10 protein-coding genes and 2 pseudogenes are annotated in these 11949 nt (G+C 67.3%); 4 read left to right on the forward strand and 8 right to left on the reverse strand.

What is annotated here, in order from left to right:
* A complete protein-coding gene (locus ACZZ93_RS03790) occupies nt 1-1224 on the reverse strand; it encodes an LLM class flavin-dependent oxidoreductase (protein ID WP_463510495.1) in 1224 nt (407 codons plus the stop codon).
* 109 nt (nt 1225-1333) lie between these two features.
* On the opposite strand from ACZZ93_RS03790, the gene ACZZ93_RS03795 reads away from it, so the two are divergent.
* Together ACZZ93_RS03795 and ACZZ93_RS03800 are read left to right on the forward strand one after the other, a co-directional pair.
* Nucleotides 1334-2491 (forward strand): acyltransferase family protein, encoded by a 1158-nt coding sequence (locus ACZZ93_RS03795; RefSeq protein WP_072591142.1) that lies wholly within the window; start codon nt 1334-1336, stop codon nt 2489-2491.
* Complete coding sequence (locus ACZZ93_RS03800) at nt 2488-3351, forward strand: serine hydrolase domain-containing protein (protein ID WP_463497213.1); 864 nt, start codon at nt 2488-2490, stop codon at nt 3349-3351. The genes ACZZ93_RS03795 and ACZZ93_RS03800 overlap by 4 nt, the downstream gene beginning before the upstream one ends.
* A gap of 13 nt (nt 3352-3364) precedes the next feature.
* Here the strand turns inward: ACZZ93_RS03800 and efeB are convergent.
* From efeB to efeU, 3 genes and pseudogenes are all read right to left on the reverse strand, one after another.
* Nucleotides 3365-4677: pseudogene (efeB, locus tag ACZZ93_RS03805) on the reverse strand (iron uptake transporter deferrochelatase/peroxidase subunit).
* A gap of 22 nt (nt 4678-4699) precedes the next feature.
* The gene (gene efeO / locus ACZZ93_RS03810) at nt 4700-5932 is read right to left on the reverse strand and encodes an iron uptake system protein EfeO (RefSeq protein WP_463510496.1); all 1233 of its coding nucleotides are present in this window, start codon (nt 5930-5932) and stop codon (nt 4700-4702) included.
* On the reverse strand, nt 5929-6879 hold the full coding sequence (efeU, locus tag ACZZ93_RS03815; protein WP_394194213.1) for an iron uptake transporter permease EfeU: 951 nt from the start codon (nt 6877-6879) through the stop codon (nt 5929-5931). The genes efeO and efeU overlap by 4 nt, the downstream gene beginning before the upstream one ends.
* Before the next feature lie 155 nt (nt 6880-7034).
* Between efeU and ACZZ93_RS03820 the strand changes: the two are divergent.
* Nucleotides 7035-8038, forward strand: a pseudogene (locus tag ACZZ93_RS03820) (isopenicillin N synthase family dioxygenase).
* Nucleotides 8039-8144: 106 nt separating this feature from the next.
* Here ACZZ93_RS03820 and rpsO read toward each other — a convergent pair.
* Nucleotides 8145-8414, reverse strand: coding sequence for a 30S ribosomal protein S15 (gene rpsO, locus ACZZ93_RS03825; RefSeq protein ID WP_017203073.1), 270 nt, complete (start codon nt 8412-8414; stop codon nt 8145-8147).
* A gap of 185 nt (nt 8415-8599) precedes the next feature.
* On the opposite strand from rpsO, the gene ACZZ93_RS03830 reads away from it, so the two are divergent.
* Entirely contained in the window at nt 8600-9892 is a 1293-nt protein-coding gene (locus ACZZ93_RS03830) for an MFS transporter (RefSeq protein WP_463510497.1), read from the forward strand.
* Between the two features lie 27 nt (nt 9893-9919).
* Here ACZZ93_RS03830 and ACZZ93_RS03835 read toward each other — a convergent pair whose 3' ends face one another.
* The 3 genes from ACZZ93_RS03835 to ACZZ93_RS03845 all read right to left on the reverse strand — a co-directional run bounded on the left by ACZZ93_RS03835 (nt 9920) and on the right by ACZZ93_RS03845 (nt 11939).
* Entirely contained in the window at nt 9920-10474 is a 555-nt protein-coding gene (locus ACZZ93_RS03835) for a YceI family protein (RefSeq protein ID WP_053095805.1), read from the reverse strand.
* A 181-nt stretch (nt 10475-10655) separates the two neighbouring features.
* On the reverse strand, nt 10656-11024 hold the full coding sequence (locus ACZZ93_RS03840) for an FKBP-type peptidyl-prolyl cis-trans isomerase (protein ID WP_053095804.1): 369 nt from the start codon (nt 11022-11024) through the stop codon (nt 10656-10658).
* 219 nt (nt 11025-11243) lie between these two features.
* On the reverse strand, nt 11244-11939 hold the full coding sequence (locus ACZZ93_RS03845; protein ID WP_463510498.1) for an alpha/beta hydrolase: 696 nt from the start codon (nt 11937-11939) through the stop codon (nt 11244-11246).
* Nucleotides 11940-11949 lie beyond the last annotated feature (10 nt).

Below are 11949 nucleotides of genomic sequence, written 5' to 3' on the forward strand. Positions count from 1 at the left end.
TCAGGCCCCCGTCCGGCTGAGTCCGAACGCGGCTCCCGCCGGAGCGGGAGAGTCCTGATAGGGCGAATCCCCCGTCAGGTTGTCACCGCGGTTCGCACCCGGACGAGCCTGACGCGTCGGTCCGTCGCCGAACTCGGCCCTCACCCGTGCGGCATGGGTCGGAGCATCCGGCACGCCGGCCGGACGATCCTTCGCCAGCTCCTTGCGCAGCACGGGCACGACCTCGGAACCGAGGATGTCCAGCTGCTCGAGGACGGTCTTCAGCGGAAGGCCCGCGTGGTCGATCAGGAACAGCTGACGCTGGTAATCGCCGTAGTGCTCGCGCATGGCGGCATAGCGGTCGATGACCTGCTGAGGCGAGCCCACCGTCAGCGGGGTCATCTCGGTGAAGTCCTCCATGCTCGGTCCGTGACCGTACACAGGGGCATTGTCGAAGTAGGGGCGGAACTGATTCACGGCATCCTGCGACTTCGCCGCCATGAACACCTGGCCACCGAGGCCGACGATCGCCTGTTCGGGTGTGCCGTGTCCGTAGTGCGCGTAGCGCTGGCGGTACAGCTCGATCAGGCGCTGGTAGTGCTCCTTGGGCCAGAAGATGTTGTTCGCGAAGAAGCCGTCGCCGTAGTACGCGGCCTGCTCGGCTATCTCCGGGGTGCGGATCGATCCGTGCCACACGAACGGCGCGACTCCGTCGAGGGGACGAGGCGTCGAGGTGAAGCCCTGCAGCGGGGTGCGGAACTTACCCTCCCAGTTCACGACGTCCTCACGCCACAGCTTGTGCAGCAGGGCGTAGTTCTCGATCGCGAGCGGAAGCCCCTGACGGATGTCCTGACCGAACCAGGGGTACACCGGACCCGTGTTGCCGCGGCCGAGCATGAGGTCCATGCGCCCGTCCGAGACGTGCTGCAGCATCGCGTATTCCTCGGCGATGCGCACCGGGTCGTTGGTCGTGATCAGGGTGGTCGACGTCGAGACGATCAGACGCTCGGTCTGAGCCGCGAGGGCGGCGAGGAACGTCGTGGGGCTCGAGGACCAGAACGGAGGGTTGTGGTGCTCGCCGATCGCGAAGACGTCGAGGCCGACCTCCTCGCTGTGCTTGGCGATCGCGAGGGTCGCCTTGATCCGCTCCTGCTCACTCGGCGTCTCGCCGGTGGTCGGGTCGCGGGTGATGTCGCTGACCGACATGATGCCGAACTGCACCGGGACGCCTGCCTGCTCACTCATGATTGCTCCGTCTTCTCCGAATCGGGTGCCCTGCATCCGGTTCTATTCATTTGAATGTATCTGAGTCAACGCGATGCGAGCAACTTTATTCCCCGAGTAGCCTCAGAGCATGCACAGCGACGGATCCGCCCTGACGAACCCCGCCACCGGATCCGTCCAGAAGCCCCGCAAGCGCGTGCCATTCTGGGACAACGCGCGATATGCGTGCATCGTCCTCGTGGTGCTCGGCCACGCGATCCAGCGCCTCACCTACGACTCCGACATCGCGCTCGCGGCCTATCTCGCCCTCTACGCCTTCCACATGCCGGCGTTCGCGATCATCTCGGGCTACTTCTCGAAGTCCGGTTCCCCGACGCGTGTGCAGATGGCCAGGGTGATCACCGACATCCTGCTGCCCTACGTGATCTTCGAGTTCCTGTGGACCCTCACGAAATGGCTGGTCGAAGGTCAGGCCGACCCGAACTTCACCAAACCGTCCTGGACCCTCTGGTTCCTCCTGGCGCTCGGCATCTTCCGCCTCGTCCTCCCCTACCTCGCGCTGCTGCGGTGGCCGCTGCTGTGGACCGTCATCATCTCGATCGGCGTGGGCTATCTGCCCAACGTCGACAGCACGTTCTCGCTCTCGCGGACCCTGGGCCTTCTGCCCTTCTTCGCACTCGGCTGGTGGCTGCGCGAACGCGACGTCGTCACTCGCTTCCGCCTCCTCGAGATCCGCCCGTGGTGGATCCGCGTCGTCAGCGTCGTACTCCTCGCCGCGGCAGGGTTCTCGGCCTGGCGGTGGATCGATGTCTGGAAGGAGCTCGATCTGCGCCACTGGTTGTTCTACGAGGACGCGTACGCGGACCTCGGCGGAGAGCAGTGGTGGGCCGGCGGTGTGCGCGTCGCACTCATGCTGATGGCAGTGATCCTGAGCGCCGCCTTCTTCGCTCTGATCCCCCGCGGAACCTACTGGTGGACGAAGTTCGGCCAGTACACGATGTACGTGTTCCTGCTCCACTCGTTCGTGCTGTACCCCTTCCGCGAGACCGGGGTGCTGCGCGACCTCGACCCGACGTGGCTGTGGCTGCCGCTCGTGACGCTGCTGTCGGTGGTGCTGGCTCTCGCGCTCGCCACCAAGCCCGTGCGCTGGCTCTTCCGCCCGCTGGTGGAGCCCCGCCCGTCCTGGCTCTTCCGAGACCCCGAGCTGGCTCGACGCGAGGGCCACCGCAGCGACCCGACCGGCTCTCGTCGGCCCCGTCAGGGCGCAGCGGCTAGCCTGAAGGAGTGACGAGAGCCGAGATGATCCGCGACCGCCTCGTGGACCATGCGGACTCGTCGGGGTTCGGGGCTCACGGGCTCCACGTGCTCGTGGGTGACGACGTCGCCGAGCACCGGTGGACTGCCGACGTCCGCGAGGAGATCCACTCGGTTGCGAAGGGCGTGTGCGTCCTCGCGGCCGGAATCGCTGCCGCCGACGGTCTCATCTCGCTCGATGCCCCGATCGCAGAGTACGTGCCGGACCTCACCTTCGGAGACGGCGTCGAGCACCTCACGCTGCGACGACTGCTCTCGATGTCGAGCGGAGTCGATCTCGCCTGGTCGGAGACCATGATGACGGACTGGCCCGATCTCGCACGAGAGTTCCTCTCGCGCCCGTCTCGCGGTCACGTCTTCCAGTACTCCAACGCCAGCACGTACGCGGCGATGATGATCCTGGCCACGCGGACCGGTGACGTCGTCGAGTATCTGCGCCCCCGGCTGCTCGCGCCTCTGGGCTTCGACGACCTCGAGTGGGAGCGGTGCCCGCAGGGACGCATCGTCGCGGGAGGCGGCATCGCACTGCGCACGGAGGAGATGGCGCGCCTCGGTCGGCTGATCCGCGACCGTGGCGAATGGCAGGGCCGACGACTCGTGCCGACCGAGATCATCGACGCGATGCACTCCGACTGGGTGGTCGCCGGTGAGAATGCCGGTTACGAGCGCTATGCGCTCGCGGGCTGGGACGGCCCGGGCCAGGTGTGGCGCCTGCACGGGGCGTACGGACAGCTGCTGATATTCGGTGAGGATGCCGTCGTCACGATCACAGCCGACGACCATTTCGGTGCGGATGCCTACGCGACCTTTGTCGCGGAGACGCTGCGCTCCTGACCCTCGACCGGCATCAGGCGAAGAGGTCGGCGCCGACGAACGAGCCCGGCTTCGAGCCTCCGGGGACCGCCCAGATCCCTGACCCGACATGCGTGACGTACTCGTTCATCCGATCCGTCGACAGCCGGCGCTGCAGCGAGACGAACTGTGCGGGATCCCGCTGGTACGACAGGAAGAAGAGCCCCGCGTCCAGCCGTCCGAGATCGTTGTTGCCGTTGACGTAGTTGAATCCTCGCCGCAGGATCCGGATGCCGTCGTTCTGGTCCGGATGCGCGAGACGCACGTGCGCGTTCTGATCGATGGCCGACGTACCGAAATCCGGCGCCGCGAACTCGTCGCCGCCGGAGAGCGGAGCGCCCTCGCCCTTGTCTCGCCCGATGATGGTGTTCTGCTCGGAGAGCCGCACGCGGTCCCAGGTCTCGATCCGCATCGCGATCTTGCGCGCCACGAGGTACGACCCGCCGACCATCCACTCGGGCCTGTCATCGGGGCCGAGCCACACGTTCTCGTCGAGGGCGACGGAGTCATCGGCGAGGATGTTCGCGGTCCCGTCCTTGAAGCCGAACAGGTTGCGGGGCGTCGCCTGCGCCGACGTCGTGCGGGACGTCTTGCCGAACCCGAGCTGGGACCAGCGCAGCTTGGCACGACCGAAGGCGATGCGGCTCAGGTTGCGGATCGCGTGCACGGCGACCTGGGGGTCGTCGGCGCACGCCTGGATGCAGAGATCGCCGTGCGAGGTCTGCGGGTCGAGATCGTCGCCGAGGAAGGCGGGAAGCCTCTCGAGCCGCTCGGGACGCAGGGAGGCGATGCCGTACCGGTCGCCCTCGTCGCTCTCGAACAGGGTCGGGCCGAAGCCGAACGTGATCGTGAGGCCGGCTGCCGTCAGCCCGAGAGCCTCGCCCGTGTCATCCGGCGGCACCTCCGCATCGCCCCCGACAGCGCCGGTGGCACTCACCTCGAGCCCCTGCGTCATCCGCGAGGCGGCATAAGTCCAATCCTGCAGCAGCGAGACCAGGTCTTCGCGGTCGGTGCGAGGCATCATGTCGAAGGAGGCGAAATGCAGATGCTCCTGCACGGGCGTCGTGATTCCCGCCTGATGGGCGCCGAAGAAGTCGTACGCACGCTGGGCGTCCGCTTCTGCTCTCGCGCGTCCGAGCGCGACTCCCCCGACAGTCCGGCGCCGACTCCGACGGCGAGGGACGCGACGCCGCCGCCGAGTGCCAGTCCGAGGAGTCCGCGCCGGCTGAGACCCGTGGCCGAGGATGCCGCGGCCGCCGACTCCGGGAGGGAGTCGGCAGCTGCAGCGTCCTTCGCGCTGTCGTTCATGTGCGAGACCGTGTCCGTCGGATCAGTCGAGGACGGTGCCGGTGAGCTGCGAGAGCGGCTCTGCGAGGGCGTTGATGAGATCGGTGAACTCGCGCTTGTCCGCATCGGTGAGCTCGGCGTAGCCGACGAAGCCGTCGGAGAGCGAGCCGTGCGCCGCGAGGGATTCCTCGAGAGCGGAGTATCCGCCTTCGATCTCGGTCACGAGATCCGCGCCTTCATCCCCCTGTGCCGTGGCGAAATCCTGAACGAGCGAGAACGCCATCTTCGACCCCTCGACGTTCGCGGCGAAGTCGTACAGGTCGGTGCCGGACCACCAGTCCTCCTCGCCGGAGATCTTGCCCGTCGCCACTTCGTCGAGCAGCGCGATCGCGCCGTTCGAGATGCCGCCGATCCCCTGGTCGTCGAGAGCCGCGGTGAAGTCGTCCGAGTGCACGTAGTCGTAGAGCTCCTGCACGTCGGCGATCAGCTGGTCGCCGTACTCGGCGCGCTCCTCCGTCGTCGACGGTGCCCAGTCCTGCCATGCGGGCGTCTCGCCGTCGGCGTTGAGGGCGTCCTGCGCCGGCACCCAGAGGTCCTTCTCGATGCGGTGGAAGCCCGTCCAGTCGAGGCCCTCCGCCACAGCGTCGACCTCGCGGTAGTCGATGCGGGGGTCGAGCGTCCCGAGCGCTTCGGCGACGGGCTCGATGCGCTCGTAGAACGCGCGCGTCTGGGGGAACAGCGCTCGCGCGGCCTCATCATCGCCGGACTCATAGGCGGTGACGAACTCGTCGACCGACGGAACCAGCTGACCGACCTGGTCCTTGACGAAGGCGGCGTAGAGGTCGACGGCCTGCTGCTTCTGATCGGCATCCTCGCCGTCGACAGCGACCCGGTCGCCGGTCACGGTGAACGCGGACTTGCCGACCCCCTCGCCGATCATGCCCGGCTTGCACAGCGTGAAGTACTCCCCCGGCTGAGCCACCACCGTGAGGGTCCGCGACGCTGAGGGCGCGATGTTCTCGACCTCGCCGACGATGCGGAGGCCGTCTTCTGCGAGCAGATAGAACTCCGAGGTCTGCGCGCTGTCGTTCTTCACATCGAACGTGAGTGTGCCGCTCTTGGCGGTCGCAGCCGAGACGGCGCACGCCGAGTCGGTCGACGAGACGTCGAAGGATGCACCTGCGGCGACATCGCTCTTGGCGACGCACCCGCAGAGGACGAGTGCTGCCGCGCCTGCTGCGGCGACGGCACCGAGGATTCGGCGAGAGGTGGTCATGCTGCTCCTTGCTGGGTGAGAGTGGATGCCGACGTGTCCCGACCAGGCGACGTCTGCATGTGTGGGGTGGCGGACCGGCGTGACCGGAGCCCCCGGATGAAGAAGAGCCCGACGACGACGATGTACACGGTCCAAGCCGTGACCTGGAGCCACGTCATCCGTGGCATGAAGCCGACGGTCGCCTGCAGGATGGTCGCCCAGGCACTGTCGGGCGCGATCACGTTCGTGACATCGAAGGCCCAGCCGAAGGGGAATGCCGCCCAGCCGAGAGCGACCGCCCCGGTGGCCGCGTCGATCGGTGCCGCTGCGGTGAACGGTCCCGGCAACGCGCCGGCCTCCTGGAGGTCCATGATCGCGTAGGCGAGCACCCCGGCTGCGACGATGACGAGGAACCCACTGGTCCATGTGAAGAACCGGCGAAGGTCGAGCCGGACGGCCCCGCGGGCGAGCGCCCAGCCGATCACCACGGCGGCGAGAAGCCCGAGCACCGCGCCGAGCAGCGCCGACGGAGCATCACCGAAGGACTGCACCATCGACCACAGCAGGAGAGTCGTCTCGATCCCCTCGCGTGCCACCGAGACGAAGCCGATCGCGATCAGCGCCCAGACGCCGCCCTGTGTGAGCGCGCGGTCGAGCCCGCCCTCGAGGGTCGCCTTCATCGTGCGCCCGGCCTTCTGCATCCAGAAGATCATCCAGGTCACCATGCCCACCGCGAGCAGCGACAGCAGTCCGCCGATCAGCTCCTGAGCTTCGAAGGTCAGCGAGTACGCACCGAAGGTCAGGACGGCCCCGATGCCGAGTGCGAGGGCGATCGCCAGGCCGACCCCCGCCCAGAGCCTGGGCAACGCGTCACCGCGACCGAGCCTGCGCAGGTAGGCGACGAGGATGCCGACGACGATCGCGGCTTCGAGGCCTTCACGAAGACCGATGAGAAAAGTGGCGAGCACGGAGGGAACTCTCTGGGAAAGACTGAGGTAAGGCATCCCTTACTTCAGAGACATTAGCACCCCTTCCGCTCGGGCCTCGCACACACGCGATCGCCTCTCGGTAATTCGGCGCAACACTGAACCGCACTCGCCCAGACCCGATCTACGCTCGGTGAATGGCTGATCTCTCGCTTCCCATCCTCGACCTGTCCCAGCTCGATGCCGGTCCCGAAGCCGCTGCTCGGTTCCGCGACGACCTTCGCGCGGCCACGCACGACGTGGGCTTCTTCTATCTCACCGGCACAGGCATCTCCCCCGAGCTGGAGGCGAGGTTGCACCGCGCGGCGCTCGATTTCTTCGCGCTGCCCGACGACGAGAAGCTCGCGATCGAGAACGTCAAGAGTCCTCATTTCCGCGGGTACACGCGGGTCGGCGGCGAGCGGACGCAGGGCAAGGTCGACTGGCGCGAGCAGATCGACATCGGCCCCGAGCGCGAGCCTGTCGAGGGCGGTCCGGCCTTCAATCGACTCGTCGGCCCGAACCTGTGGCCCGCCGCACAGCCCGAGCTCAAAGCGGTGATCACCGAGTGGCACGACACGCTGACCGAGGTCGCCCGCAAGCTCCTGCGCGCCTGGGCCGTCACGCTCGGGGCGGACGAGTCGTACTTCGACGAGCCCTTCCGTGATCCGTCGACGCTGATCAAGATCGTCCGCTACCCCGGCACCCACGAACCCCAGCCGCAGCAGGGCGTCGGAGCGCACAAGGACTCCGGAGTGCTGACCCTGCTCTGGGTCGAGCCCGGCAAGGGCGGCCTGCAGGTCGAACGAGACGGCGAGTGGGTGTCAGCCCCGTCCGTCCCGGGCGCGTTCGTCGTCAACATCGGCGAGCTGCTGGAGTACGCGACCGGCGGCTACCTCAAGGCGACCAACCACCGCGTCATCTCCCTCGGGCACCCGAAGAGCGCATCTCCATCCCGTTCTTCTTCAACCCCGCGCTCGATCAGCAGCTGCCGCTTCTCGAGCTTCCCGCAGATCTCGCCGCGGCGGCGACCGGCATCACCGAGGACCCGAGCAACCCCATCCATGCCACCTATGGCGAGAACGCCATGAAGTCGCGACTGCGTGCGCACCCCGACGTGGCTGCGATCCACCACCCCGACCTGGTCGGCACGAACGCCTGACCCGGGGAGGCGCCGCACGCCTCCCCGAACATGACGAAGGCCGCCCCACACCTGGGGCGGCCTTCTCAAGAATGTTCTGCGCGATTGTACGCTGGCTCGCTCCGCGTTATCGGCGGAGACCCAGGCGTGCGATCAGCGAGCGGTAACGCTCGATGTCGACGCTCTGGAGGTAGCCGAGCAGACGACGGCGCTGACCCACGAGCAGGAACAGGCCACGACGCGAGTGGTGGTCGTGCTTGTGCTCCTTCAGGTGCTCCGTGAGGTCCTTGATGCGCTGCGTCAGCATCGCGGCCTGCACCTCGGGGGATCCGGTGTCACCGGGGTGCGTCGCGTACTCTTCGATGATCGCCTTCTTGACGTCTGCTTCCAGTGCCATAGATTCGATCCCCTCTCTGCTTGTTGCGCGGTGCCCGACGCCTGATGCGTGAGCTCTCTTTATCCGCGGCCGATCAAACGGCAACCTGAAGAGTCTACCAGGACTCGATGCCGCTGGGTGACCGTGCCCACGCCCGCCCGACGGCACCTCGGATACTCTCGAATCATGCATGACGGATACGCGGCGTGAGCGCTGCACGCAGCCATCTGATCGATCTCAGCCCCCTGCGGGCCAGCCCTGCATTCGCACGCATGTGGATCGGCTCGGTGCTCGCGGGGATCGGCGGGCAGCTGACGATCGTCACGGTGATGCTGCACGTCTTCGCGCTCACCGGAAGCACCTTCGCGGTATCGATGATCGCGGTCGCCGGACTCGTCCCCATGATCCTCGCCGGCCTCTACGGCGGGATGCTCGCGGACGCGTTCGACCGCCGCCGCGTGGCGTTGGTCGCGGCCACGGTGACCTTCGCCTCGACCGCGTTGCTCGCCGCGCTCACCTGGACCGGTGCGGAGACGATCTGGTGGCTCTATGTGCTGAGCATCGTCAACTCCGCCGCGAACTCGGTCGGCATGGCCACCCGGACCGCGATCGTGCCACGGCTCATCCCCCGCGACAAGCTGGCCGCCGCGTCCGCGCTCAACGGAGTGGCGTTCGGCCTCACCGTGATGGCCGGCCCCGCGATAGCCGGCATACTCGTCGCGCTGACAGGCTACGGGTGGACTTACACACTCGACGTCATCCTGATGCTGTCGATGTTCCTCGGCCTGTGGAGTCTCCCTCCGCTGCGGCCGGAAGGGGACATCGTGCGGCCGGGGTTCGCATCGCTCGTGGACGGGTGGAAGTTCCTGCGCCGCGCGAACAACATCCGAATGCAATACGTGGTCGACATCATCGCCATGACATTCGGGCAGCCCCTCGTGCTCTTCCCTGCACTCGGCACCCTTCTGCTGGGCGGCGGAGCGATGACCACCGGCATCCTCACCGCAGCCGTCGCCGCGGGCACATTCGCATCGAGCCTCTTCTCCGGTCGGGTCGTGCAGTACCGCTGGCACGGACGCGGCATCGAGCGCGCGGTCGAGGCCTATGGCGCGTCCATCCTGCTCTTCGGCGTGGTCCTGGTCATCGGAGCCGTCTCTGCCGGGGCGACCGCGGCGACACCGGACGTCGGGCTGATCATCGCCTCGTGCATCGCGCTCGCGCTCTCCGGTGCATCCGACAACATCAGCTCGATCTATCGCAACACGATGATGCAGGCGGCCGTGCCCGACACCATGCGCGGTCGCCTGCAGGGGGTCTTCATCATCGTGGTCGCCGGCGGCCCCCGCATCGGCGCCCTCTACGCGGGCACGCTCGCGACCCTCACGACCCTGTGGTTCCCGCCGCTGCTGGGCGGATTGCTGGTGATCACCCTGGTCGCCCTGCTCGCACGGCGCAGCCCGGGATTCCGCGGCTACGACGCAGAGAACCCCGAGCCCTGAGGGCCCGGGGTTCTCGAGATCAGGTGATCAGTCCTGCTGCAGAGCGCCCTGCAGGTCGAGGCTGATCGTGACGTCCTTGCCGACGAGCACGCCGCCGGTCTCGAGCGCGGCGTTCCACGTCAGGCCGAAGTCCTCGCGGTTGATGACCGTCTTGGCCGATGCGCCGGCCTTGTAGTTGCCCCACGGGTCGGAGCCGAAGCCACCGAAGTCGAGCTCGAAGCTGACGGGCTTGGTGATGCCGCGGATCGTCAGGTCGCCGTCGACGAAGAGCTCGCCGTCCTCGGCGCGCGCACCCGTCGACACGAACTCCATCGTGGGGAAGTTCTCGGTGTCGAAGAAGTCGCCGGAGCGCAGGTGCGTGTCGCGCCCCTCGTCCTTGGTGTCGATCGAGGTGACGTCGACGCTCGCCTCAACGCGGGCCTCGAGCGGGTTCTCGGGAGCGATCAGCGTCGCGCTCTTGACGCCGAACGTGCCGCGCACCTTCGAGATCATCATGTGGCGCACGCTGAACGTGACCTCGCTGTGCGACGGGTCGAGCACCCAGGTGCCGGGACGGTAGCCGGGAATGTCGATGCTGGTCATGGTTTCTCCTCTGGAGACATCAGCCGCATGTGTGCGGCAACGGATGAGGGGCCGTGTTCACGGCGTCACGCGTAACAACTTACATGCACATGCATGTATTCCCCTGAATGCGGATATTTCCTCGGGCGACGAAAAGGCGCCGAGCCCGCAGTGGGCCCGGCGCCTTCCGGCGTCGATCGGGTCAGCCGACGGCGACGAGATCGATGATGAAGATGAGGGTCTTGCCCGAGAGGAAGTGGCCTCCTCCGACCGGGCCGTATGCGAGGTGCGGCGGGATGACGAGCTCGCGCCGTCCGCCTTCCTTCATGCCCGGGATGCCGTCCTGCCACCCCTGGATCAGGCCGCGAAGCGGGAACTGGATGGTCTCGCCGCGACCCCACGACGAGTCGAACTCCTCGCCCGATTCGAACTCGACACCGGCGTAGTGCACGGTGACCGTGTCGCCGGGCTTGGCCTCGGCTCCGTCCCCCTCGATGATGTCGCGGATCACGAGCTCCGCAGGGGCGGGTCCGGTGGGGGCGTCGAACTCAGGCTTTGTGCGATCAGTCATGTCCTCCATCAAACCCGAGTCGCACGGCGCGGGTCAACGCGATCGCTCCGCTGAGGGCGAAACGGCGATGCCGCCCGTCGACTGCCCCTAAGCCCTTGACACCCGCGCACACCGGGTGCACCCTGTTTACAGATCAACTCAGCGCCCGGTAGACATGCAGGCATCGCCGCAGCACCGGGCGCTGAGTCTTGGTACGGAACCTGCTTGACGGCTCGAGCATCATGACGCTTGCTGCTCCTGCGCGTAGGCGATCAGCATCGATGCGAGCTCTTCGGGCCGGCTGAGGGCGACACAGTGACTCCCCTCGATCTCGTCGGCGACGATGCCCAGGCGCTTCCGGGCGAGGTCGCGAAGGAATGCGGGCGGGAAGAACTTGTCCTCCGTGCAGACGATGAACCGAGTGGGGATAGAGGGCCAGGCCGTGAGCGGCCACGGGACGGCCGTCGATGCGACCGACGGATGTGCTCTCTCCCGACCGATCGCCTCGTCGGCGAGCGCTCGCGGCACGTCGTGATAGAAGCCGATGTGCGGATCATCGTTGCCGGTGAGGCCTCCGTCGCGGGCTGCCTGCGCCGCCACGGCATCCTCGAATCCGGTGTTGGACCACCACTCGTCCGGACGCTCCCCCGGCTCGGGAATCATCGCCGCCAGCATCACGAGCACGTCCGCCGCCAATCTCTCGGCGACGATCGGTGCGGTGAATCCCCCGAACGAATGGCCGACCACGACACCGCCCCGTCTCGCGTCTGCCACGGCCACGACGGCATCCGCGTAGTCGGTGAGCGTGAGTGACTCGTCATCGCCCGGCAGGTCGGGTGCGATCACCTCATGTCCGCGCTCTCGCAGCACGGCGGCGAGCCGATGCCATGACCACCCCGTGTCTCCTGCTCCGTGCACGAGGATGAAGAGGGCCATGATCAGCGGG

Source organism: Microbacterium sp. AC026, from assembly GCF_979258475.1.